The organism is Clostridium gasigenes, from assembly GCF_017348895.1.
Taxonomy (GTDB): domain Bacteria; phylum Bacillota; class Clostridia; order Clostridiales; family Clostridiaceae; genus Clostridium; species Clostridium gasigenes.
The window spans coordinates 1,520,854-1,547,418 of record NZ_CP071376.1 but is presented as its reverse complement, the minus strand read 5'-3'; the positions used below and the strand labels follow the sequence as shown (position 1 = coordinate 1,547,418).

Below are 26,565 nucleotides of genomic sequence, written 5' to 3'. Positions count from 1 at the left end.
CCACTATGGATAGATTAAAACCTTTTTTATTTTGTCCACAGGTCTTTACAACTTTGATTTACATTCCACTATGGATAGATTAAAACCCTAAGAAAGATACTATACCAACTAAACCAACAGCATTTACATTCCACTATGGATAGATTAAAACCTTTTCCGGATCATCCATACCTTTAAATAGAAATAATTTACATTCCACTATGGATAGATTAAAACGAGCAAAGATTGCATAATTATTTATGTTTAAGAATTATTTACATTCCACTATGGATAGATTAAAACCTATCCAAGTATAACTATTCCCATATACTATTTGTATTTACATTCCACTATGGATAGATTAAAACTATTTAAACTTATTTGTGCCTCTGTCATTCTTGCTAATTTACATTCCACTATGGATAGATTAAAACATAGAGAATTAATATTTAAAATCTTTAATGTTCTAAAATTTACATTCCACTATGGATAGATTAAAACAGACCGACAATAATAGCTAGTATTACCAACCATTCCAGGGTTTGTTTTTGTCGATGTACTTTTACAATATATATATTTCACATATTATCACTTTAAAATTATATTATTATAACTTCAGACCATTAATAACAAAGGCTTTGTCTAACTAGTACTCTTTTAGCACTATGTCACATCGACAACTTATTATTATTAAAAGAAATTTGATGTCGCATCATCTTGTTTTCCCCAAAATTCTTTATTTAGCCATCTTTCATTTCTACTCTTAAATATTATCACAGAATCTAAACTTTTTCTAATAAATTTATTTAATTCTGCATTTAATTTTGCTATTTGACCTTCTGTCAACTCTCCTTCAAAGACAGAATTTTGAATATGAGTTAAGTATTTTTTACATATCTTAAACACTTTTCCTAATATTTTCCGCCCATCATCATCTCCACTTATATCATATACCAAAACAACATACATCTAATTAAAACCTCCCCTACCACCACATTTTAAATCCTTCATATTCTTTTTCATCCATAATATGCTTTATTAGTTTATAGCATTCTAATCTTATCAGATGCTTATATGTAACATCTTTTGATAATTCTTTATGATAAATTGTTGTTTTTAACATTTCATCAAATTTCATTGCTATTGTTCTTGATGCATCTTTTGTTAAATGAAGATAGTTTAGTTCTTTAGTAAAACAGCTTGGCGTTATCTGGTTCTTGTTTAATAATGAAAAAATCAACCTATCACCTAAAATTGGTTTAAACACTTCTGCTAAATCTAAACTAAGTGAAAATCTTCTAACTCCAGGTTCATGTAAATAACTAATGGTGGGATTAAGTTGTGTGCTATATATTTCTCCCAAAACCCTTGTATAAACTAATCCATTAACAAATGAAATCATAGTATTAATCATATTATCTGGTGGATTCCTAACCCTTTTATTAAAGTCTATTTTTTGATTAACTATAACGTCCCACGTTGAATAATATTGTTTTCTAATATTACCTTCTATGCCCATTAATTCATTGATACTCTCCGTTTTCAATACTTTCTTCCTAAGGGATTCAATTTCTATCATTGCCTTTTCTACATCCTTACCTCTACCATTATAATATCTTAAATTTCTATAAATATTTGAGGCTGCAGCATCTATAAATTTTCTTGCTATACAAAGTCTTTTTTGATCATCCTCATAGTGCCTAACTTGTTTTACTAATAAATTACCTGCAAGTAAAGTTTCTTTAGGATAAAAGCTACCTGTATAAAAGCTATAATAATTAAAAAAATGTATTGGTATCTGATATTTTGATGCCAAATTTATAAATTTCGTATTAAACGTCATTTCTGACATGATATAAATATCCTCAACTTGCTCTATAGGAATATCTCTAGTTTCATTATCACTATTTTTAAATCGTAATGTATTATCTTTTCTTTTTATTTCTCCATCATTATATATATAAAAGCTACGTTTCAAAATAACTCATCCCCTTCATTAAATGTAGCATAGTTCGAAATATGCACAACTCTTACAAATACTTTTTCTCTCAAGAAGTGGTGGAAGTGGTTTGTTTACAAGTTCTTTCAAATCTATTAATACTGTTTCTATATACTTTTCATCCTCCGCTGTTAATTCTATATCCACACTTTGTTTTAATAACGGATAGTCAACTTTACCTGTAATACCTTCTACACCCCTTTGTTTTAAATAATACAAATAATATTTTATCTGCATTATACCAGCTTCCTCTATTTTTCTGCTCTTTTTCACTTCATGCAATACTCCCCTATTTTTTATATAATCAATGCTAATAACATCATCTATATTGATATGTTTTTCTTCTCTTCCATAAGCAGTTTCATCAAGAACCTTTCCTATTTTAACATTTTCATTATCTGCTTCCATTTGTATTTGATTGTAAAAGTACCATAACTTCCTCTTGCAAACAATATAATAATAAATCATCATTCCACTAATTGGCTTATCCATAATTCTACCTCTCCTTACATGAAATTATCAAAATTATCTACTAACCCTTTTATTTCTTTGCTTGTTGCTCTGATAAATCCAAGTTCATCATATTTACAATTCACAACATCTATAAACTCATTTCTACTCAATTGCACTTTACTAACTCTTAGGTTTTCACCTTTAAAAAAGATATCGTTTCTTCCAACTGGAACAGTATACTTTTTAATTTGCTCTTTCAATTCCAATTTATGAAGCTTAACTTTTTCTTTCTCTAACTTTGTTAGCTTAGGGTTTATAGATTTTAATAATTTTCTAGAATTTTCATCAATTTCATCTTTATAGTCTTCGTAAACTTTATTTGGTATTACATTGTAAGATACTATATCTCTTAACTTCACATCTTCTTTGTCTATTTCATATGGCTCTAGTTCACTTATCCACTTTGAAAATCTGTTGTACTTGACTAAATAATCACTACCTTTTAATTTCTCTGTAGTAAGATTTTCTTCTATAATCTTTATTTTCTCACTTTCTGTTAAAACTCCATTTATATCCTTAAGTGCATTTTTTGATAATTCATATATCCTACTATCAATAAATCCCTTATCCCCATTTGTTAAAAGATTCTTATTTATATTTAAGAACACAAAACAATTAGGTTCTTTTGTAGGTTTAACGCCTTTTCTGTTGCATCTTCCAAGCCTTTGGAATAATCCAGTTATATCAGATAACTCTGTAAATAAATAATCAAAATCTATATCTAAACTAGCCTCTACAATTTGTGTTGCTATCCATATACCTGTTCCTTTATTTTCAGTTTTACCAAATTCTAATATTTCTGTTTCTTTTTCTGATCTTTCACATTTTATAAATTTACTATGAAGTATATTTATATTATCTACTCCTATTTCTTCAAGTTCTTTATATATTTCTTGTGCTTTTTTAACAGTATTACAAACCACAAGTATTTTATTACTTACACCTTTTTGTTTATTCTCTTCAAATTTACAATATATAGTTTCAGAATCAATTTCACTATCATAAACCTTAACGTTGTGCCTTTTAGTATCATTTATAAATGTTTTTTCCTTAAATTCAATTGGATTTTCTCCACTCTTTAATTTATCTCTTATAAATGGAGCTAATGTTGCTGTTAAAATTGCAACCTTTCCTCCAAATTTATTTATTACTTTAATCCCATGTATCAAATATGCAAGTAAATCGGCTCCATACATTTGAATTTCATCAATAACTACTTTTGAATAAGATAAAGTTGTAAGTTTAAGTTCATACCCTTGATATTTAAAAACAAAATCAAATAATTGATCCATAGTTGATATGTTAAGAGGTATTGAAAGTTGTTTGCTCTGATTATAATAATCCATAACATCAAGTTCTTTGCTCTTATCGTTATTATAATAACTTAATGCATCTGAATGTAATAATGCTAATTTAGATTCAATATTATCATCTTCTAAAATCTCTTCCTTAACTCTTTTATAGATTGAATTTATGGCTGTTTTTAAAGGCAATATGAAAAACCCTTTATTATCTCCTATCCAATGAAGTCCTCCCTCTGTTTTACCCATACCTGTTTGGGCAACAACTAAAATATTTTCTTCTGTATTCTCCTTGCAAAACTGTTGAAGTTCATTCCAGTTCGAATTCAAATTTTTACTTTTCCATTTCTTTAATAAATTCTCAAGTCCTAATTTTAAAAAATCACTTTTATGTTCAATTGGTATTCCACCACTCGAACTATAGTCACACTTATGCAAAAATCCTTTTATAAGAATTGCTTCATTTGTTTTTGCTATTCTTTTTATATTTTTAGGTGTATTCATTCCAATAGTATTTATTTCAAAATCACTTAGTAACACTTTGGCTAATAGCTTATATTCTTTATTTTTTATTGCCTTTAAATTATCACAATAATTATGATGATATAAAACTGCAAATGCCACTTTATAATAATCTTCTTTATTTTCAAATTCATTTTCATTTATAAAATAAAGAGATAGCACATTATGTGCCATCTCAGTATTTTCATTAAATGTAGTATTATTTTTTATTCTATTTTGAAATTCTCTATTTGCCTTACCATAATCATGATATTCACAAGCAATTTTAGTAAGTTCATATACATGATTATTTTTTATATAATCTAATTCTTGTAATATATCAAGGTTTTCTAACAATTCATTTGTATGCTGTCTTATACTTTTTTCTGGTTTTGCTTTATACATAGATAAATCCACAGTATCACCCCTAATTAAAATTAACTATATATGACTTTTCTCCATCCACATCAAACCAAAGATTTTCGTTGCCTTTTTCTGCTTCATATTCTGATGTATAAACAACTTTTTTCTTTTCAAATATCCGTTTACTATTAGCTATAATATAATTCTTATTAAGGTAATACTTTGTTCCATTTGCCGTTATATTATCTCCTAATTTTAAACATACAAGTTCATTTTTTATAAGATTATAATCAATATATGCTGAATATTCACTAGTTATAGATTCTTCAACTTCATCTACGACCTCTACAATGCAAACATCTTTAATATCTACAAAATCTTCACTTCTACCAATAGCTTTCAAATTGTATATATTTTCTTTAATATCCATAAGTGTTTCTTTATCACTCTTAACATGGATTATTAATTCTATATTATTTAAAATTTCATAATATTTTAAAGACGTTGTAAGACTTGCAAATTTAGAATATGGTATTTCACATTCATTAATTTTATATTCTTTAAATCTATTATTAATATTTTTTTCTAATTCTTTTATTTGTTTTTCTCTTATTAAAACTAATTTTAATACGCCAGGTTCTTCTTTAACCTTTTTCTTTTTATCCGTTAATGTTTTTTTACGCTTTTTAATAAGGCCTAAAACTTTATCAATTCTATCTTTTTTAAACTCTGCAATTTTTTCTGATAAGTCTTTTAATTCTCTATATTCTTGTAGAAAACCCTCATTCATAACTTGTATTGTAGTTCCTTTTCTAAAGCTATTTCCTTGTGGCTTTTTAGCTTTAGCCACCTTATCAAATCCTGTTGATAAAAGGTTTCCATTTTTCATTTTCACTAAAATCCCTCTATCATCCATTATAGAATTTAAAAAGCAATAATCCGTATATGGTTCCTTATGCATAGCATCATATTTACCTTGGATACTAATATCCATTTCATGATATTCTCTATATCCACAAGCACTATGGATTGCTCCAATTATTGTTGAAAATGGTGGAAGTGGATATGTCATTTTATTTAAAATAGTTTCTTCTTTTTTATAATTCGCACTACTTTGCGTTAGTATAATTCTTAAAACTTCCATACCTACACCCCATAATACATGTTAATTTCTTTTCTTAACTCCTCAAAAAACTTAGAAACACTAACAGGTTCTAATGTACTTTTAATTTCAGCTTCGTTTTTGAAATTACCACCTTCTAATAACGCTACACTACAACCTTTTTTTATTCTTTCTTTTAAATCTTCTGTAATTAATAATTTATCTTCTTTAACTTTTACTACATTTTCAAAATAATGAGTTTTTCTATCAGTTAATCCACCTACAACAAATAAAGGTTCTGCATTATCTAAATTTCCTTTTACAACTAAATTAAGCATTTCAACTGTATCTAATATTGATATTACTCTCGCTGCTTTTTCTTTAGCATCAGCTTCTTGTGATTCAAAATTTTCATCTTTCCCTATCATTTCAAGATCAATTGTTACACTGTACATTTTCATAGTTTTATCATATTCATATTGATATGGCATAAGTCCACATTTTCCTGCATCTGATTGTAAATTCAAATTATTGTTTTCCGCAAAATTTGATGCAAGGTATAAATTGTTATGGAATCTTGTTTCATTTACAAAGCTATCACAAGCAATTGCATCTGTTAAATAGAAAGAACTCTTTCTGATATTTGTGTTTCCCATTGTATTCATATATCCGCCTTCTAAAGCTCTACAATTTGTAGCATTAAGTTCTTCTGAAACAACTTTTTGATTTACTTTTTTATCTACAACAGTTTGCAAATCATCATACATTCCACTTTGAACCATAATGGCATTTTTAAGACTCTCTCTACTTCTTGTTGCATAACTTTTACCGTTTTTAAAAACCTTTTGAACGCTTGATATATTTCCTAAACCTTCCCCATAATTAGATGTCATATTTGCTACTACTGTAAGTGTTAATGCTTTTTTATTCATCTTTCTTTCCCCCATTATCTTTTTTAGATTCATTGTTAAGTGCATTTATAAATGTATACGCTATATTTTTATTTTCATCAAAATCACTAAATAAGTCATATGCAAAATCAAATATTACTCCTGAATACGAAGATAATTGTAGTAATATTTCACAGAACCTTCCATAATCCTTAAAGGTTATTGCACTAATTAACTTTTGTTTATAACTGTTAACTTTATTTTCTGGAATCTCTGCCATTACCCTTTTAGCACTTCCATAGGCAGATTTCATTTGCTTGTCCATTTTATCCCCTCCATAAATTAATGTATTTATTTCTATAAGAGTTTTTATATTATATGAATAATTTGATTTTGATTTTAATAGTAATTCTATTAATCCATCAAGTTTTATATTATTCAAAATGTTGTCTGTTACTTCTTTTTCAAAATCAATATAGTAATTATCATTTACTTTATATTTAAATTGGATACCTTTATAATTATTTATTGCTTCAAATATTTTAATAGCATCTTTTCTAATATATAATGTTTCAAAATAATCATTACCTCTATTTTTTATGATCACTTCAACATCAAAATCTATAAATTCTGCTGACCCTTTTAGTTCAGAAAACAGTGTTGCCCTAGGCTTCTCACTATCAGCAATTAAGTTATTTGTTTTAACTAGTTGCTTTATATCATAATTATTATTTATAAAAAATGATTCATATGATTTTGAAAATGCAAAGGGAATAAAATCAAATTCTTTCTCATCATCAGATTTATATGTTTTAAAGTTCCAGTTATAAGAAATAGATTTACTCTTTTTAGGTATATCTATATTGTAGTTTTGCAATCTACAAATACCACTTGGTTCTATACCTAAACTATTAGTATTTGAAAAATTTGAATATAAACTTTTTCCACCTCTATATGTTTCTTTTATTAGTATCAATCTATTAGTATTAATTTTTTCTAATATTGTCTCTTTATTCTCAGCTATGAACTTAATATCTCCAAAAACCTTTTTCATAATAACATTAGCTTTTAATTTTTCATTTACTAATTTTATTTGTTCTTCTGTAAATTCTTCACTATTTAATATTTGTTCTATTATTCTATGATGCATAGCACTTTCAAAATATTTTTCTGCAAATGAAAAATATCTCTCTTCTATAATTTCTTCACTATTGTATTCTATGATATCATCTTCTATTTTATAAAAATTAGATTCTGTATCATATCCCCTCTCTACAAGATAATCGAAATATTTTATAATACCAACGATACTTGCACTATATCTCCAATCAGATGCTTCCATCCTAGTGTTGAATTTCCCGTTTTCTATTATACTTTTCATATCATATCCCCACCAATTATTTCAAATAATCCGAATCCACTTGATTTTCTACTTCCAACCCCATTTGTATATAGATAACTAAGTAATGCTACATTACCGGTAAACTTAAAACTTCCTACCGTAGCTTCCACAAATTGTGAATGGTGTCTAACAACAGTTTTCTTGCATCTTATAGGAGTTATAGAAAAATCATCTAAAATAGACATTGATAACATTTTCGACTTATCTATTTGTGATTTTAATACATTCTTAAAAGCTTCATTAAAACCGTCCTTTTCATAAGAATAATATGTATCCTTATTATTTTCTCTATTATGCTCTCTAACACATAATGGAGATCTAAACATAACATCAATTGTATCTCTTATAATTGGATATTCTTTTTCTATAATAATATTTTTTATAGTCATTGTATTTTCATAGGCTAACGGATATATTTTATTTTTCTGAATGGATAGTGCATTGAAGAAAACTATACCTGTTCCTATATCTCCAGTACTAAATGTAATATTTATTTTTTTATCAGGCACTAATATCATCTCTTTTGTTAATTTGCTATTAGGTATACCCACTGCAAATGTAAACATCTTATCTTTTCCTATTTCATAATAAGAACTAAAATGTTTTCCATCTTCATATATAGTTAAACTATGTTTGAATAGACTTATTACCGCAGGACGATAATCTAAAATCAAACGTTCACTTTTAAGTTCTAATTCTATTTTAAACCTCATTATTTTTATCCCCTTTAACTATAAATTTTAATATCATGCTTTATTATATTTTAACATATATTATCTCATTTGTTTATTTTTACTTATTATCTTTATGCTTTTATACATAAAATTCTTATATTTTACATAATTAAAGCCCTTATGCTATAACACCACAATAGGTGCTATAATATAAGGGCTTTATTTTAACAAGTCCACTTTAATTTTTTCTGAATTTTATTACCCAGGCTAACTAGCACCTAAAGATACTTGCTACATTTCAAATGTTGCAAAGTTTACTTACTATTTCTTGTGTGTTCTTTATTATGTCTCTAATATATATTTAATTTATCCTACTATATATAAACAAGTATCTAATCTATTATCAACAGTTTCTGCTACTATTTTAAACTAATTGCCTTCCCTTCTACCCCACCAAGTTTCTCCCATATATAATTATGTTGTTCCACACCATTTGAAAAATCTTTATTTTTCCAACTATTTAAAAATGCTAACAATTTTTCCTTATCCTCATAATTGTTAGTATTTACAACTTCAATAAGTTTATTGCAGTCTTCAGTAGTTATTTCTATCATTCCCCAAGTATTCCCATCTTCTGCGTTTATTTTAGTATTTATCATTCCATGCATTCTAATGTATACTCTTTCCTCAGCAACTATATTTGTATCAAAAACATCCTCTTTTGTACCCGCAGCCTTTTCTTTTGCCTTTGCCTCTTCTTTTTCTTTTGCCTCTGCTGCTATTTTATCCTTTGCTGCCTTTTCATCTTCCTCTTTTTTAAGTTGTACAATTTTTAGTTCATTTTCTTTTTTGATTTTATTAGTTATAGTAATGTATACAGCTCCACCAGTTAATGCACATATTAAAAGTATAGATATTATAACTGTTTTTAAGTTTTTCATTTTATATAACCTCCATCCTATCTCACATTATATATTAGATAGATACAATTATATAGTATTTTGTCTAAATTGTTTTATTATGGATATGAAATTAAATATCTACAAACCTTTGAATCTCTGGTATCCAATTTAATTTAAACATCCCAGTTTTTCCATTTCTATTCTTCCCTATTAATATTTCACAAATACCTTTTTCATTACTATCTCTATTGTAATATTCATCTCTATATAGTAATGCTATTATATCTGCATCCTGTTCTATAGCTCCCGAATCTCTTAAATCTGAAAGCACTGGTCTTTTATCTTCTCTTCCTTCTGTAGCTCTTGATAATTGTGATAAAGCAATAATATTTATTTCTAATTCACGAGCCATGCTTTTTAATTCTCTAGATATCTTACTTATTTCATATACTCTATTTCCACTAGATTTTGAATCTCCATTAATTAATTGAAGATAATCTATTACAACTATATCAAGTCCATCTTGTAATTTAGCTTTCATACATTTAGATCTTATTTCACTAGTGTTTAAAGCTCTACCATCATATACAATTGCATATCTTTCACTTAAACATGCTGCTCCATTACTTATTTGTTCAAATTCATCACTAGATAATTTACCCGATTTTATCTTTCCAAGTTTCACACTAACTTCATCACTTAATAATCTATCTGTTAGCTCCTGTTTTGACATTTCAAAAGAAAATATAGCTACTCTGCTTTTTTTAGCTGCCTTACATGCAATATTTAATGCCAGTGCAGTTTTACCCATTGATGGTCTTCCTGCAATAATAAATAAATTCCCTTTTTGCAATCCACCTATAGCCTTATCAAAACTAACAAACCCTGTGGTTTTTCCAAGGCTCTCACCCTTGCTATTATAACGCTTTTCTATTTCTACAAGGGCACTATCTAAACATTCAGCCATAGTGTACATCTTCCCATTATCACTACAAATTTTATAAAGTTCCTCAGCACCTTCACTAATAATATTCCTTGCAACTGATTTAGTATCATAAGCCTTTTTCATTAACTCTCGGCTTATGTTGATAATATTTCTCTTAGTCCACTTGTCCTTTATAATATTACAATGATATTTAATATTTTCAGAAAAAGTTGCTCCCAAGGAAAGGTCACTTAAATAACTAGCCCCTCCAACTTCCTCTATAAGCCCTTTATTATTAAGGCTTTGAGCTAAAGTTATTGTATCTATTACTAATCCCTCACTATATAAATTCACTATTTCTCTATATATTTTAATATGATTTGTATAATAAAAATCCTCACTTTTTAATAAATCAACTACTTCACTTGCAACACTTGGATATGCTATCATTGCTCCTAATACAGCTTGTTCACTTTCCATAGCCTTTGGTAATTCCATAACTAATCCCCCCTTACATCTTTCCATTAATCCTCAAAATCAAATTCTTTTAAATAAGAATAAACTAAACTCTTTTCCCCTTTGGGTTCATTACTTTTTAAATAATGTTTATTTATATTATTATTAATAGGGTGCAAATTTTGTCCTTTAGTAGGTTCATTATTTGACCCTTGGTAGGGACAAATTTTATCATTACTTACTACCACATTTTCTTTTCTAATTGCACCTAAATATAATCTTCTTTTACTATTAAACCCTTCCATTTTTTCAATTTTTAAAAGCAATAAATCTACAAGTTCTTTTAATACCTTTCTAGCTTTTCCCTTAGATACTTTAAGCATTTTCATAATATTTTCTATAGATGCCATAACAAACACTTGTCCAATTTTATCCTTCATAGCATTTCTGTTACTTAATTTAAATCTGTTAAGTAAAATTCCATATAATAAAATAGCATCATTGCTTAATTCACTATATAAACTTAAAGTATAAAGTTCCCTTGGAATAGTTATATAACCACCATTTGATCTTTCCCCTTGTGATAAATATCTAAAGTCATCCATATAATCATCCGCCTTTTTTTAATTTTAATTACTCACTTTAAATATATGCAGAGAAGAGAATTATTGAAAAATTTATTAAATTATTTTTCAAAAAGTTTATTTACTTCATCTATTATTTAGCACATCCTACTAACTAAAAATATATATTCACTTTTTAAAATCCCTGTGAGGTTTTTACTGATGCAGTGAATTTATTAACATCATCATAAATTTACCATATTATTGACAATTATTATGTAACATGTTAAAATTTCCATAAATAGTAAATTATAAAAAAGGGGGATTAATTTAATGATTATTAAAAAAATTACAAGCCTTACAATTTGCGCTTTTTTAACCACAACCTTATTTTCCTATACTCCAGTAAAGGCATTGGATGATATATCGGAAAATAACACAAAATCAAATCCTATCCAAGGAGTGCAGCTAGATAAATCAACTGCAAAGGCTCCAAACAAGAAACTGACAGTAATGGTTTATAGCGATGCAGATAATAATTTAGAGGAAAGCTTACTTGAGGATATACAAGAAATGAAAACGGGATATATAGATAACCCTAATTTAAACTTGATTGCTTTAGTTGATAGAACTCCTGATTATTCAGATGATTCAACTATACTGGGAGAAGACTTTTCAGATTCGAGAATGTATAAAATTGAAAATCATAAAGCCGTAAGAATTGAAGGTGGAAAAGATTTTCCTGAGATAACAAAAACTAGTGAGTATGAAGCAAATATGGGGGATGCACAAACCCTTAAGAAATTTATAGATTCCTGCAAAGCAAATTATCCAGCAGATAAATATGAACTTATTATTTCTAATCACGGTGGTGGCGTAAGAGATAATAAGGCATTACAAAAGCCTAAAAATCCCAAAGCAGTATGTTGGGATGATACAAATGATAGTGACTGTTTATATACTGCTGAAATATCAGATGTACTTACCAATGATCAATCAGTGAATGTACTGGCATACGATGCTTGTTTAATGGGTGCTGCTGAAATAGCATATCAATATAGGCCTGGCAATGGTAGCTTCCAAGCAAATGTTATGGTAGCCTCTGCTCCTGTAGTTTGGGGAGAAGGATTTAAGTATGATGATATATTTAAACGTCTAAAAGCTGGTGGTGAAAGCACTTCACAGAATGATTTAACATTAAAAGGAAAAGAACAAAATTTTGATCCTTCTACAGTTACAGATTTACAATTGGGCGCTCTAATGGTAGAAGAACAAAGAGATGCTGCTTCATCTGCAAGAGCAAATGATCAAGTTCTAAGCTGTTTTGATCTTTCAAAAATAGAAACTGTAAAGAACTCTGTAGATACAATGGCTAAAAGTTTATGGAAAGAAAATAAGAAAGGCGATATAGAAAGACTTAGGGGCACTGGGAAAAATACAACTTTACTTCATTATTTCGATGAAAAGGATAAAGATGAATGGCTATCATATCCTTACTTCGATTTATATGACTTATGTAGAAGAATAAGTACAGATAATGCTTTTAGTGCTAATATTAAAAAATTAGCTACAACTGTTATGAAAAACGTAGATGACTTGGTAGTTTACTCTTATGGCGGTAAAAGTTTTAAAGGATTTACAGAAGGTCAAACAGGTCTAAGTATTTTCTTACCAGATGGAAATAAAATGTACAGAGATGTAACTGCAAATGCAAGTTATTCCGAGTGGAAAGGTCAAAGATGGTACAATTCCATAGATACAACCAGCCTTCAACCAGATTATTTATATGGTAAATTAAATTGGTGCAGAGATGGTCAAAATTCTAAAATAGATGACATTGGAAATTGGTTTGAACTCCTTGATTCTTGGTTTGATAGTAGCAACGGTTCTAATGGTGGAGATAACGGATACCAATGGTAAAAGTTTAATTTATATAAGCTTCTGTATTATCTTAAAAAGAATAATACAGAAGCTTATATTTTGGTTTATAATTCCTTATCTCAAAAACCTAGTTCCCATTATAATAAATGCAATTTCTAAGAGAAACATAATACTATTCAACGTCAATCCTATTATTGCCCATTTATTTTTTTTCTTACTTAATGAGATTATAGCTAAAATTATGCTTAATGGACATATATATAAAGGCATAATTAGTATAAAAGAACTAACGTGTATAAAAGGTATTATCTTTGCAAAATAATTTACACATAAAAATATTACACCAATAGCAATACAAAATGATATTTTACCAAATATACTTGCTAATTTTTTCATAATTTTAACCACCTTTATTTTTATTGAGCATCTGAAGTATTAGTTATACTACTCCAATCTACTTTAAACTCTTTTACTGTATTAGTTCCTTTTATCCAATTATCAACGTTTTGTTTTAGTGCATCTGCACCGTTTACATTAACTGTTATTGCTTTTAAGTACCAATCTGCACCAATTGAACTAGAAACTCCTTTCTTCTTAACTATAACCTTGTCTACATCACTTGGAGCAAATTCAATTTCATTTATATATAAATAATATTCATCATTATCCCCTTGTTCAAAGTCATTGTAATTTTTTTTATCTAGCTTCCACTCTTTAATTGTACCATTCTTTAATTGAATGTTTAAGAATATATCATCATCTGTTCCATTACCAAATTCATTTCCAGTTTCAACCACAGCTGTAAGTGAGCTTATAGGTGAAGCACTCTTTCCAACATCTAAATTCCATCTATCTGAAAATTTACTATAGTCACCCTTTTCTGCTTCTATTAATAAGCTTGTACACTTATTTTGTGCATCAATAAATGCATTTTTTAATCTTTCAAGTCTACCATTTTGGGATAGTAGTTCTTTAGATTTTTGTAAATCCCCATAGTTATATCCAATTCCTGTTTGTAATCCTATCATTAATGTTTTACATTGAAGTTTTTCTTCGCTTAAATTTGCACTTACTCCGTAAACTTTTTGTGAAACATCATTTACTAGGTCAAAAGGTATATCTTCTATATTACTAAATATTGGTGCTATACCTTTTGAATAATCTTCTATAGGTTTTTTTGCTATATCTGCCCATACTATTGCTTCAGCATTATTTTCTAATTCTCTGTGTAATGGTCGAGTATTTTCATTGTCTAAATATACTCCACATTCTGGGTTTACAAATATACCATGACATGCAAGGTCACCTGTTATATGTGAAAGCCAACCAGCAGCAAAAGCTATTTTTTTCATATCTTTTGATGCTAATGCCATCTTTAATTGTTCTGATGCAAAAGTTCCAACTTTATAATAGTGATATCTATCAGCCCATGGTGCACGTTCCAATGCTTGTCCCGGTTGCAAATAACCTAAGTCTAAAGCGTTTGATCCCCAATTTGCTATTCCCGGATAAGTTTCTAGAGATTTTTTTATTATACTTTCTTGTGGCAAGTTTTCTTTTACATTTTCTATTAATGTGCAATGTGAAGCTGGTTGAAAAGCATATGCTTTAAAAGAACTAACACTTGAAAAAATTAATGTGACTGCTAAAAGTTTACTTATTTTCTTAAATTTCATTTTTTATTCCCCCTTGAAAAAATAATTATGTATAAACGTTTACATTTATAATTTAACATAATTTATTCTTTTTTTCAATATAATACATTTTTTTTATTTGGTTCTATTATTATCTCCTTTTCTATCTTTAATCCTTTAATCCTTTAATCCTTTAAGGTATTGTAATAGTAATATAAGCTATATAACTCATCTTCCAATAAGTTATATAGCTATATTTTCATTAGTTTACATTCGCCTTTATCCTACAGGATTTCCACCTGTTATAGTCTTAGAATTTTTAAACTTTAATAGATATTTTGGAATAAAGCAAGCAACTATCATTAATGGCCATAAATTTAGAGGGAAAAATATAATTAAAAGAAGTAAAGCTACAAGTGGAGATTTTAAAGCTGCACTTGTAAGAGATGCCGTTATAATAGCTGCACATAAAACAGGATCCAATGAAAAAATCATTGAAAATCCATAACCAATACTTATACCAGAAAATACTATAGGAAAAATATGTCCTCCACGCCATCCTGTTGAAAGACAAACCTCTGTAACAAACAATTTACAAAATCCAGTAATAATTAATAAGTAAGCACTCTTAGTGCTCCATTCAACAGCTAGAACTTTAAGTTCATGTTCTCCTGAAAATAAAGTAGAAGGAAGAAGTGTTCCTATTAATCCTAATATTAAACCACCTAAAATTGCTTTAAAAATTTTGTGTTTATTAAGAGGCTTAGTTATAGTATGAAGAAATTTCCCAAAGAATTCATATAACAAAGCAATGGATATTCCAACTAAAATAAGAGGTATAGTTGAAATAAGCTCTTTATTTCCTATAATTGAAGACCCAAAATCAGCAGAAAAAGAAGGTCTATTATCAATTTTAAGCAATAATGTAAATATTAGAAATCCTGATAACGTAGTTATAGAGTAAATAACCACTTTTAATTTCTTTATAGCAGAGCTATCATTTTTATCATTAAAAAAATCAGAAATACCATATAAAGGGGCTCTAAATATCAGAGCCATTGTAGCTTTGATTTCGAAGTTTGTTAATAATGTTGTATACTCTCTAAACTCTTCATTTTCTTTAAAAAATGATTTAAGAATATCCCCCGTCCATGTAACAAGACCGCCTACTATTCCCACCAATGCAGCTTCAGGCCCAAGACTTGCACCAAAAAGCAAAACAATAAGTGCGGATAAAGTAGCTTTATGGATATTTTTATAATCAACGCGGTTAGTTTCTTTGTATTCCGAAACTACTTCTGGCATTTTGCGAGGATACTCGCCAAAAAACTTTTGGCATAAGCCTACTAATAAGCCACCTATTAAGCACATAATAACTGTCCAGTATTTAATGCTAAAATAGCTAGGTAAAGTATGCCATAAAAAATGAACTCCTAAATTTATAATAGATAAAAAGCTCCAAGTTAGCAATCCTACAAATCCCCCTATGATTATTCCATATAGGGTTAAAATACTTAGCTTAAAATATTTTTTTTTCATTTGTTTCCTCCTAATTTAATAAGTTTCTTAGAATTATATCATAATTATGTATGTAAAAAAAAGTCTATGATGCATTTAGAAGATGATTTCTGTACTGTTAGCATCTCAGTTGGGTAATCCTCTCTCCTAGCCTCCCTCATATTAAAAGCATCACAAAAAGCAAAGAAAAATAATAGCAGTTCAAATGATTAACACTCTATCCATATACTACTAATACCTTATATGCTATAATTAGACAATATTTAAAGACGAAAGGAAGATTTAAAATGTTAAATTATAATGAGGAAGTTGTCATAGATAGTCTTCCGTTAAGAATTAAGAATAGCTTTGTAGAAGGAATTACTAACAAGTATTTTTCAGAAAATTTAATTATGTTGCTACTTAAGACATTAATGCTTTTAATCCTTATTTCAGATGATAAGGTAAATGGAGTAAATTTCAAACTAATATTTTATTCAGTTCCTCCAATATTAGTTTGGACTATGGTGAATTCAGCCTTTTTATCTTTAGGATTTTTCTTTAAGGGTAGTGCTCAGAAATGGTCTTTTTTAGGGCTTAATTTATTCTTTACGCTTATAGTAATAGGTGATATATGGTACCTTAGAAGTAATTCATCATTTTTAAATTATTATATGTTCGGAATGACAAATAATTTAGAAGATTTAGGAAGTTCAATATTTTCTATGTTTAGAATAGTAGACATTGTATTTGTTATAGATTTAGTAGTTATTTCTTTTAGAAATATAAAGTGCTCAAAAACTATAAAGAAGTACAATACAAATATAATAGGCGGCTTAGCTATATTATCTATTTCTATGATTTATATTGGATATGTTCATATAAAAATAGATGAAAAATCATTGGGATATAAATATCAATCTGTTTTTAGTAATAGTTGTTCACCAAATCAAACAATGTTTAATCTATCACCTATTGCTTATCATATATTTGATTCTTTTGATTCCTACAGCCGATCTAAACCTTATGTTTTTGACAAAACTGAAAAAGAATCTGTCAAAAATACATTAAAGAGCTTAAAAGAAAATAATGAAGATAATAAATATGCAGGAATTATGAAGGGTAAAAACTTATTAGTTATTCAGTGGGAATCATTAGAGACTTTTGTAATAAATCAAAATATTGATGGACAGGCAATAACTCCCACGTTAAATAAACTACTTAATAATTCCCTATATTTTGATAATTTCCATGAACAAACATTTAATGGTACAAGTTCTGATTCAGAACTTATTACAAACACATCCACATTTCCAGTAAGAGAAGGATCAACTTTCTTTAGATATCCAACTAATACTTATGACTATTCATTACCTAATATATTTGAGGATCTAGGTTATAATACTGTTGTATCTCATCCAGATAGAGGATCTTTTTGGAACTGGTTAATAAATCTTAAATCAATTGGATATGATACATTGCTAGATTCAACAGATTACGACACAACAGAAAAAATTAATCTTGGATTATCAGATAAGAGTTATCTCAAACAATTTGGTGATGTGCTAAATTCACTAAAAGAACCTTATCTAGCATCTACTATCACTTTATCAAGCCATCTTCCTTTTAATATGCCTGAAGATGCAAAAATGATGAAACTACCATCAAATTTAGAAGAAACAAAACTTGGTGGTTACATGCAGTCTATTAATTATACAGATAAATATCTAGGTGAACTTCTAAAACAATTACAAGCTAATGGAACTTTAGATAATACGGTAATTGCAATTTTTGGGGACCATGAAGGTGTTCATAAGTACTATGCTGATGAAATCGCAAATACAAGTGGCTTAGAGGATTGGATGAAGGAAAATAATAGAAAAGTTCCATTATTTATTTATAACAAGGATTTAGAAAAAGAAACTTTCTCAATGTATGCTGGACAAGTAGACACCTTACCAACATTAGCTTATTTATTTGGAGCGCCAAAAGAGCAATATAATACACCACTTACACTCGGAAGAAATTTATTAAATACAAATAAGAGTTATGTATTACTTTCAAATAAACAATTACTCCAAGATGGGTTAACTGAGGAAGAGCAAATTAATATAAAAAGTCTTACTGATATAAGCGATAAGATGATAAGAGGAAATTACTATAGAAATGAGGCTGGTATGAATGAATAAGAAAATTATATTATATATTACAATCGGATTAATCTTTTTAATGCCTATCATATCAATTGAAAGTGTTATACCTTGGGTAGTTGCATTCTTTTTTATAAATAAATCTATAAAAAGATTTAAGGCAAATGATGAACTTAAATTTATCTGGTTTAATATGATTTATTGTGGTGGAATAATATTAATATACAATATTATAGCTAGATATCTAGAATATATCTTGATTAAAACGTGGCTTTAAAATTTAAATTGGCATAAACCAATTTTAAAAATATTCCTATTATTAATTTAAGCAAAAAAGTGGATTCTTATCGAATCCACTTTTTTGCTTTATTCATAGGCTAGTTTACAATAGCCTCCTATTTTCTTTAACATGAAATCTTTACTTTAGATATTATTGTCTATGTATTACATATACTTATGTTATTTCCTTACACAAGATTCTCTTTTTACAAGTTTTGTTTCTAAAATAATATGTTCATTAGGTGTGGCTTTTTTTATCTGTTTTAATAATAAATCTATACTTATTTTAGCCATTTCTTCTCTTGGCTGTACTACTGTTGTAATTGCTGGTGTATAAAACTCTGTCACATCCATTCCATCAAATCCAACTAATGAAATATCCTTCCCAACTTTAAGTCCATTATCTGATAATGCCTTTGCTGCACCTATTGCCATAATATCAGAAATTGAGAATATAGCATCAACTTCTTTATATTTTTTTATAAATACTTCAGTTGCCTTGCTAGCTAATTTAGGATTATATTGTCCATATATAATATAATTTTCATTGAATTTTAATCCATTTTCTATTAACGCCTCTTTATACCCTAAAAATCTTTCATATACTAATCCTGAATCTGATTCAATTCCTAAAATAATAGCTATATTTTTATGTCCAAGATCTATTAGATATTTTGTTGCCATATATGCTGAGTCTTTTTGTTTAATTCCTACAGAAGAAAAATTATTAACTTTTGTATTATAAGTTGTATTCACTGAAGCTAAAACAATTGGACTAGTTATCCCCTTAAATGTCTCTTCCGTTACTTCTCTAATATCACACCCAAGATATATTATTCCCTGAAGTTTCCTTTCTTTTTCAAATGAAATAATCTCCCTAACTTCATCCTCACCTTTTAAAGAATAATCAGTTTGCCTTAAAATCATAGATTTTCCACTCTTTTTAATTTCTTTATTAATAACATCTATCATCTCAGAAAAAAACGGATTAAATACTCCTCTTACTAAAACACCTATATCATTAGAATTGCTTTTTTTTAGATTCCTTGCGCTATTATTTGGTATATAATTATTATCCCTTATTATTTTCAAGATTTTTTTCCTTGTTGTATCTTTTACATTTGGATCATTATTTACAACTCTAGAAACTGTTCCAACCGCTACTTCTGCCATCTTCGCAATATCCTTAATATTCATAAGCTACATCCTCTCAATAATTTTAATTGGACAATTGTTGCAATTAATTTATTATATAATTAGATGTAGTTTTAAAATTTTCTAGATATCTCTACACCATAAATTTTATTCTTTTACAGCTCCTGCAACTAATCCTTTAGCTATAAACTTTTGTATTGAAATAAATATAACTGTAAGTGGTATAGTCGCCATTACTGATGCTGCGGCATATACTGGCCAACTAGTTGTAGATCCGCTTTTCATCATTCCATTTAATCCCAACACTAGAGTTTTAACTTGTGGTGATTTTAATAAAGCCGCTGATATCATAAATTCTCCAAACACCCCTATAAAAGAAAAGAAGAATATTACTATTAACATAGGCTTTGCTAGTGGAATAATAATTTTTGTGAATATTTTAAAATGAGATGCCCCATCTACAAGCGCAGCTTCATCTAGTTCTTTTGGAATACCATCTACAAAACCTTTCATTAGCCATATATTATAAGCACTTGAACCACATAAAACTAAAACTAAAAAAGGTAAATTATCCATACCAAAAGGTAATTTATACGCTACAGATAATATAGCTGGAATAGCCATTGTAGCTGGAAACATTTGAAGTATTAACAATGTCATTAACCCATATTTTTTGCCAGCAAATCTTAATCTGCTAAATGAATATGCTGCCGGTAATGTCATTATAACCTGAATCATTGAAACAAATAAACATAATATTAAACTATTTTTAATCCAAATTAGAAAATCAGTATTTTTTAAAACATTAATATAGTTATCAAAAGTAACAGCTTTAGGTATTATTCCATTTTCATAAAAGCTTGTTCCAGGTGATAATGAGGCTGAAATAATTGCCCATATTGGAAATGCTATTATTAGAATTGAAATCCATAAAAACACTCTACTTGCCCATAGTTTTATTTTGTCTTGTTTCTTTAATTTTACTTTATATATTTTATTCTTTTTTATCATAATTAATCCACCTCTTTAAATTGTCCTGATGCTCTCATTTGAATAAATGAGATTCCACCCACAATTATAAACATTAATATAGATAATGTAGATCCCAATTCAAATCTACCAAATTGAATTGACATTTTATATGCTGCTGATCCTAATATATCTGTATATCCCGCAAAAGGTGAATCTGGTCTAACTGGTCCACCATTGAATAATAGGAACGCAACTCCAAAGTTTCCAAAGTTCATTGCCCAGGATCCAATTAATAAAGGATATGATGTTTTTGCTAAACATGGAAGTGTAATTTTCATAAACTTTTGTATCCAATTAGCGCCATCCAGGTCTGCTGCTTCATAATAAGTATCGGAAATAGATGATAATCCACCAATACATACATTCATCATATAGGGGAATCCAATCCATATACTAACTAAAACAAGTGCAATTCTTGCTGGTCCAACCTGTGTTAACCACATAACTGGTTCACCTATAATGTGTAATTTCATTAAAATTTCATTTATTGCTCCATATTGACTATTTAACAATCCCCCAAAGGCTATTATTACTATTGTTGCAGGTAACGCCCATGGCAATATTAATATTCCTTTATAAATGGCTGCTTCTTTCATATTTTTATTTGATATAACCATAGCAAAAACTAAACCTACAATAAAACTCCCTAGAGTTATTAATGTTGCGGCTACTACTGTCCATAAAAAAACAGGAAGAAAAATTTCCTTCAATGGTCCAGTAAGAATACTTTTAAAATTTTCTATTCCGATAAATTTCCATCCAGTATTTACAGTTTTTAAATTATAATCTGTAAAAGCTATTACCATTGTCAGCACTATAGGTATAACCGATAATATCAACATACTTATTAATGCTGGTGCTAGAAATTTTGCTGCTGTAGCATTATCTTTACGCTTATGTTTATTTTTACTCATACCCTTTCCCCCCATTATATAATTAGGGGAATTTCTTCCCCTAATTTATTAGTTTTGTAATTCTATTCCTTTTTTAATTCCTGATAAAATTTCATCTGCAACTTTTTGTGGGTCTTCACCTTGTAAAACTCTTTGTACATTTTTCATTGGCTCCCAAACTGCATCCATAGCTTTTATATTTGGCATTGGTTCAGAGTTTTTAGATGCATTTAAGAATGCTGTTACATTTTCATTATCTTTAACTTCTTGTTTGTCCATCATTGATTTAAATACAGGAGTTTTTCCTTTTTCATACAAACCTTGTTGTGTTTCTTTAGTTAAGTAACTTAAACACTCCCAAGCCTCATCTTGATTTTTTGATTTTGCACTTACAAATCCACATTGAATACCTGATAAAGCTTTATAAGGCTTACCATCTATTGAAGGAATTTCAGCTATACCAAAGTTTACTTTTGAATCCTTTAACTGTTGTATATCCCAAGGTCCAGAAATGTAGAACATTGATTTTCCTTCTTTAAAATTAGTTACTGCAATATCTAATGTAATATCTAATGGCATAAATTTCTCTTTAACAACTAAATTTTGAAGTGTTTGTAACCCCTTAACTGATCCTGCATTATTAATACCGATATCATTTATATCATATTTACCATCTTTTTGAGCAAATACATATCCACCATTTGTTAATAAAAATCCTAAATTAGTATATGGATCATTAATATTAAATTGGAAACTTCCTTCACCTTTAGCAGATGCCATTTTTAATAGTTCATCCATAGTTTTTGGAACTTCCTTCACTAAATCTTTATTATAGTATAATGCAGTAGTTTCAATTGATATTGGCATGGCATACTTTTTACCATTTACAGTTACAGCATCCCAAACCCCTTTATTTATATATTCATCTTCTTTTACATACTTTTCTGCAACTTCTGTAACTAATCCGGCTTCTTCGTAAGCCGCTAATTGATTATGAGGTGATCCAAAGTATATATCAGGACCTTGTGATGAATTTGCAGCTTGTAAAAATGCTTTGTAATCTCCATCATCTCTTACTACCTTTACTTTATTTCCAGTTTCATCTCCCCATTTTTTTGCTGCTTCTTCTAAAACTGGCACTTCTAGTTCTGGTAACTTAGTCCAAATTGTTAATTCCTTACCTGCCTTTCCAGATACGCTTTTATCCTTCCCACCTGAGCACCCCATAAATAAAGAACTCATAACTATACCAACCATCATTGTTGCGAATATTTTTTTCTTAATCATAATTTTATTCCCCCTATTTTTTATATATTAAAGCTAAGACGTTATAAAATAAATAATATATCAAAATCAAGGTTACTATTCTAATATTTATTTTACGAGGCCTAGTTCTCTAAAAACTTAATTTATTTTGAAAATTCTAAATGAATTAGCTTCCATACTAACTGATTCTACTAATTCTTCATTTGTTAAATCATATAAATTAAAAACCTTTTTATTTCTAATTTCTTCTGGTAACATTACATCCACCATTTCATTTGAATTATTTATTAAAATCGTTATATTACCTTTTGAATATACTAAAGCTTCTTTAGTACAGCAATAACTTATCCACCTATTATCTAATAACTTAAATTCCTCATACTCTTTTCTTATTCCAATAATTTTCTTCATGAATATTTGGAATTCCTTATCTTGTTTTTCATCTTCCCAAACCATGCATCTTCTATGGAATTCACGTCCCATACCTTGTTCACCCTCCATGCCAACTTCATCCCCGTAATATATACAAGGTGAACCCGCTTGAGTAAACATAAATAAATATGCTAATTTCATTTTTTCTTTATCACCATTTGCAACTGTTAACATTCTTGGAGTATCATGACTATCCAAAAGATTAAATGTGACTTCACCTACTTGCCTTGAATATGCTACTTTATTTTCTTCAACCATATATCTAAATTTTTCTCCACTAATATCATTTAAACAAAAATATTCTTTTATAGCTTCAGTTAGAGGATAATTCATTACTGCATCAAATTGATCTCCCATAAGCCATGGCAGACCGTCATGCCACACTTCCCCTAATATATAAACTTCCTCATTTATACCTTTAACAACTTCTCTAAATTTTCTCCAAAACACATGATCTACTTCATTACAAACATCCAGTCTCCATGCATCTATTTTCATATCATCAACCCAATATTTAGCTACTTTAAGTAAATGGTCAACAACCTCATTATTTTCTGTATTTAATTTAGGCATTATTGGAGTTCTACCAAAAGTTTCATAGTTAAGATTATTTCCATCTAATTCTTCTAAAGGTCTATCTACTGCAGGAAATTTCTTTATATAAAACCAATCTTTATATTTTGATTCTTCTCCATATTTAACTACATCCTGCCATTGTGCTGAAAAATACCCTACATGATTGAACACAGCATCTAACATTATTTTAATTCCTCTTTTATGTGCTTCTTCGACTAATTTTTTAAACGTTTTCTCGTCCCCTAAAGTAGAGTCTACTTTAAAGTAATCTATTGTATCGTATCTGTGATTAGTCGTTGCTTCAAATATAGGACATAAATATAATCCTGTTATACCTAATTCGTCTAAATAATCAAGTTTATCTATTATCCCTTGAAGATCTCCTCCCATAAAATTTTCTCCAGTTGGTTCTGTTCCCCAATCCTGAACATTTATTGGATTTATAGATTTATCCCCATTACAAAATCTATCAGGGAATATCTGGTACCATACAGTGTTTTTAACCCACTCAGGTCCCCTTGCTACATCTATGTTATTTAAATATGGGAAGCAAAAGAAATCACTTAATTTACACAACTTTCTTTCATCACTCTCATCTCCATTTAATTCCCTACTTCCTTTTTCTGTATATAATAATGTTTCTTCATATCCCTCAAGTATAAATGCATATCTTGATCTTTTCATATCTGGTTTATATTCAATAATCCAATTATCAAAGTATTCAGTTTCACACTCTTTTCTCATCGGGTAACTCTTACCACCTATCCATACACCTCCAGTAGCATTCATATTACCACCATCACAACCACCAGCATCCCATATATATGGATCACCAATTCTAATTATTGCACTTTTAACCTCATTTTTTTTAGTTTTCACTCTTAAATGTAGTGTCTCACTATCGTATCCATAAGAATAATTACTTTGTGCACTATGACAAATTGCTTCTCTTGTAATAGTTTTTTTCATATCTTCCCCATCCTCTCAACTATAATTAGTTTTTGAAACGTTTCCAATTTTTATATTACTGAACTTCTTTCAATAAATTTATAATCTAATCTAACATATTTTTCTACACTTTCATTTTTTATAAGCTTGTCTAACAGCGCTGCACCATTATATCCTATGTTATACGTATTTTGCTTAATAGTAGTTAATGAAGGTGTTAAATATCTTGAGATCTCATTATCTCCACAGCCTACAATAGATATTTCATCTGGAATTTTTATATTTAACCTTTTAAGGCCCTCATATACCCCTATTGCAATATTATCAGAAGCACAAAATATTCCATCCACATTTTTATATTCAATAATACTTTTCACTATCTTTTCTCCGAATTGTTTAGAAAATTCTCCGTATATTATGTTATCACTATTTATTTCTATACCATTGTCCCGTAGAGCTTGCTCATATCCACGAACCCTTTGTTTTGTTATATATAGACTTCTCTTACCTTGAATTGTTTTTATTTTTTTGCAGCCTTTTTTAATCATATAATTAGTGACTTCATAAGCTACCCTAAAATTATCTATACCTATATTTACTACTTTCTCTCCTTCTAAATCGCAATCCACTAATACAATTGGAAATTTTTTATCAATCAATTCCTTAACATATGGATCATTCGCTTCCATCCCATATAACAAAGCTCCCGATATGTTATTTTCCTTGCAAAATTTATAATATGATTTCCCATTTTTTATAGATTTTCCTAATGTAAATAACGATACTTCATAATCTAAAATTTCTACATAATCATATAATCCACTAAGAATTTGGAAAGGATTGAATTCTTCATTAAGCTCTTTTATTATTATTGCTATATGATTGTTATTTTTCTTTACTAAATCCCTAGCATTTTTATTTGGTATATAATCTAATTCATCAGCAGTTTTTAAAACCAATTCTTTTGTGTCTTTGTTTATATCACTATATCCATTTAGAGCTCTAGATACAGTCGAAATTGATACATGGCATTTCTTCGCAATATCTTTAATTGTATTCAAAATACTTCTCCCCCACCATTCAATAGTGTTAAATTCAAACAAATTATTTTAGTCATTTATAGAAATTTATATATATTATTATATTTTTTCCCATATTTGTTTCTTGTATAAGTATATTATTTTTTTTTAAGTTGTACAACCTAAAAATATACTTTTTTTACCGAAATCGTTTCCGGTTTATAATGTCTTTT

At 28.3% G+C, this 26,565-nt stretch carries 23 protein-coding genes and 1 CRISPR repeat array (1 of these 24 only partly in view); of the genes, 3 read left to right on the top strand and 20 right to left on the bottom strand.

Annotated features, from left to right (window positions below; genetic code table 11):
- Window positions 1–480: a CRISPR direct-repeat array (repeat unit 30 nt; unit sequence ATTTACATTCCACTATGGATAGATTAAAAC) (it extends 2,646 nt beyond the left edge of the window).
- 189 nt (window positions 481–669) lie between these two features.
- The 11 genes from cas2 to J1C67_RS07400 form a co-directional block, all read right to left on the bottom strand.
- On the bottom strand, window positions 670–948 hold the full coding sequence (gene cas2 / locus J1C67_RS07450; protein ID WP_167866048.1) for a CRISPR-associated endonuclease Cas2: 279 nt from the start codon (window positions 946–948) through the stop codon (window positions 670–672).
- A gap of 16 nt (window positions 949–964) precedes the next feature.
- Window positions 965–1,957, bottom strand: coding sequence for a type I-B CRISPR-associated endonuclease Cas1b (gene cas1b, locus J1C67_RS07445; RefSeq protein ID WP_167866049.1), 993 nt, complete (start codon window positions 1,955–1,957; stop codon window positions 965–967).
- 18 nt (window positions 1,958–1,975) lie between these two features.
- Entirely contained in the window at window positions 1,976–2,470 is a 495-nt protein-coding gene (gene cas4, locus J1C67_RS07440) for a CRISPR-associated protein Cas4 (protein ID WP_167866050.1), read from the bottom strand.
- A gap of 14 nt (window positions 2,471–2,484) precedes the next feature.
- On the bottom strand, window positions 2,485–4,710 hold the full coding sequence (cas3, locus tag J1C67_RS07435; protein ID WP_244980270.1) for a CRISPR-associated helicase Cas3': 2,226 nt from the start codon (window positions 4,708–4,710) through the stop codon (window positions 2,485–2,487).
- 10 nt (window positions 4,711–4,720) lie between these two features.
- Window positions 4,721–5,800: a CRISPR-associated protein Cas5 gene (gene cas5 / locus J1C67_RS07430; RefSeq protein ID WP_167866051.1), complete on the bottom strand. Its 1,080-nt coding sequence runs from the start codon at window positions 5,798–5,800 to the stop codon at window positions 4,721–4,723.
- Window positions 5,801–5,802: 2 nt separating this feature from the next.
- Entirely contained in the window at window positions 5,803–6,690 is an 888-nt protein-coding gene (gene cas7i / locus J1C67_RS07425) for a type I-B CRISPR-associated protein Cas7/Cst2/DevR (RefSeq protein WP_167866052.1), read from the bottom strand.
- A complete protein-coding gene (gene cas8a1, locus J1C67_RS07420) occupies window positions 6,683–8,029 on the bottom strand; it encodes a type I CRISPR-associated protein Cas8a1/Csx8 (protein WP_167866053.1) in 1,347 nt (448 codons plus the stop codon). Before cas8a1 ends, cas7i begins: the two co-directional genes overlap by 8 nt.
- Window positions 8,026–8,763: a CRISPR-associated endoribonuclease Cas6 gene (gene cas6 / locus J1C67_RS07415; protein WP_167866054.1), complete on the bottom strand. Its 738-nt coding sequence runs from the start codon at window positions 8,761–8,763 to the stop codon at window positions 8,026–8,028. Before cas6 ends, cas8a1 begins: the two co-directional genes overlap by 4 nt.
- A gap of 380 nt (window positions 8,764–9,143) precedes the next feature.
- Window positions 9,144–9,665, bottom strand: coding sequence for a DUF6241 domain-containing protein (locus J1C67_RS07410; RefSeq protein ID WP_167866055.1), 522 nt, complete (start codon window positions 9,663–9,665; stop codon window positions 9,144–9,146).
- A gap of 91 nt (window positions 9,666–9,756) precedes the next feature.
- Window positions 9,757–11,049: a replicative DNA helicase gene (dnaB, locus tag J1C67_RS07405; RefSeq protein WP_167866056.1), complete on the bottom strand. Its 1,293-nt coding sequence runs from the start codon at window positions 11,047–11,049 to the stop codon at window positions 9,757–9,759.
- A 26-nt stretch (window positions 11,050–11,075) separates the two neighbouring features.
- On the bottom strand, window positions 11,076–11,612 hold the full coding sequence (locus J1C67_RS07400) for a replication initiator protein A (RefSeq protein WP_167866057.1): 537 nt from the start codon (window positions 11,610–11,612) through the stop codon (window positions 11,076–11,078).
- Between the two features lie 291 nt (window positions 11,613–11,903).
- Here J1C67_RS07400 and cloSI point away from each other — a divergent pair, with 291 nt between their 5' ends.
- The gene (cloSI, locus tag J1C67_RS07395) at window positions 11,904–13,490 is read left to right on the top strand and encodes a clostripain (RefSeq protein WP_167866058.1); all 1,587 of its coding nucleotides are present in this window, start codon (window positions 11,904–11,906) and stop codon (window positions 13,488–13,490) included.
- 75 nt (window positions 13,491–13,565) lie between these two features.
- On the opposite strand, the gene J1C67_RS07390 is transcribed toward cloSI, so the two are convergent.
- The 3 genes from J1C67_RS07390 to J1C67_RS07380 form a co-directional block, all read right to left on the bottom strand.
- Entirely contained in the window at window positions 13,566–13,847 is a 282-nt protein-coding gene (locus J1C67_RS07390) for a hypothetical protein (RefSeq protein ID WP_167866059.1), read from the bottom strand.
- 20 nt (window positions 13,848–13,867) lie between these two features.
- Window positions 13,868–15,127 carry a zinc dependent phospholipase C family protein gene (locus J1C67_RS07385; protein WP_167866060.1) on the bottom strand — a complete coding sequence of 420 codons (1,260 nt, stop codon included), beginning with the start codon at window positions 15,125–15,127 and terminating at the stop codon, window positions 13,868–13,870.
- Between the two features lie 237 nt (window positions 15,128–15,364).
- Window positions 15,365–16,624: a chloride channel protein gene (locus J1C67_RS07380; protein ID WP_167866061.1), complete on the bottom strand. Its 1,260-nt coding sequence runs from the start codon at window positions 16,622–16,624 to the stop codon at window positions 15,365–15,367.
- Between the two features lie 266 nt (window positions 16,625–16,890).
- On the opposite strand from J1C67_RS07380, the gene J1C67_RS07375 reads away from it, so the two are divergent.
- A complete protein-coding gene (locus J1C67_RS07375; RefSeq protein WP_167866062.1) occupies window positions 16,891–18,771 on the top strand; it encodes an LTA synthase family protein in 1,881 nt (626 codons plus the stop codon).
- Window positions 18,764–19,009 (top strand): hypothetical protein, encoded by a 246-nt coding sequence (locus J1C67_RS07370; protein WP_089967456.1) that lies wholly within the window; start codon window positions 18,764–18,766, stop codon window positions 19,007–19,009. The genes J1C67_RS07375 and J1C67_RS07370 overlap by 8 nt, the downstream gene beginning before the upstream one ends.
- Window positions 19,010–19,191: 182 nt before the next feature.
- Here J1C67_RS07370 and J1C67_RS07365 read toward each other — a convergent pair whose 3' ends face one another.
- The 6 genes from J1C67_RS07365 to J1C67_RS07340 all read right to left on the bottom strand — a co-directional run bounded on the left by J1C67_RS07365 (window position 19,192) and on the right by J1C67_RS07340 (window position 26,374).
- The gene (locus J1C67_RS07365) at window positions 19,192–20,208 is read right to left on the bottom strand and encodes a LacI family DNA-binding transcriptional regulator (RefSeq protein ID WP_167866063.1); all 1,017 of its coding nucleotides are present in this window, start codon (window positions 20,206–20,208) and stop codon (window positions 19,192–19,194) included.
- Between the two features lie 105 nt (window positions 20,209–20,313).
- On the bottom strand, window positions 20,314–21,177 hold the full coding sequence (locus J1C67_RS07360) for a sugar ABC transporter permease (protein WP_089967462.1): 864 nt from the start codon (window positions 21,175–21,177) through the stop codon (window positions 20,314–20,316).
- Window positions 21,178–21,179: 2 nt separating this feature from the next.
- A complete protein-coding gene (locus tag J1C67_RS07355; RefSeq protein WP_089967465.1) occupies window positions 21,180–22,112 on the bottom strand; it encodes a carbohydrate ABC transporter permease in 933 nt (310 codons plus the stop codon).
- A gap of 48 nt (window positions 22,113–22,160) precedes the next feature.
- Window positions 22,161–23,378: a sugar ABC transporter substrate-binding protein gene (locus J1C67_RS07350; RefSeq protein ID WP_167866064.1), complete on the bottom strand. Its 1,218-nt coding sequence runs from the start codon at window positions 23,376–23,378 to the stop codon at window positions 22,161–22,163.
- 117 nt (window positions 23,379–23,495) lie between these two features.
- Complete coding sequence (locus tag J1C67_RS07345; protein ID WP_167866065.1) at window positions 23,496–25,334, bottom strand: glycoside hydrolase family 13 protein; 1,839 nt, start codon at window positions 25,332–25,334, stop codon at window positions 23,496–23,498.
- A gap of 50 nt (window positions 25,335–25,384) precedes the next feature.
- Entirely contained in the window at window positions 25,385–26,374 is a 990-nt protein-coding gene (locus tag J1C67_RS07340; protein WP_167866066.1) for a LacI family DNA-binding transcriptional regulator, read from the bottom strand.
- Window positions 26,375–26,565: the final 191 nt, after the last annotated feature.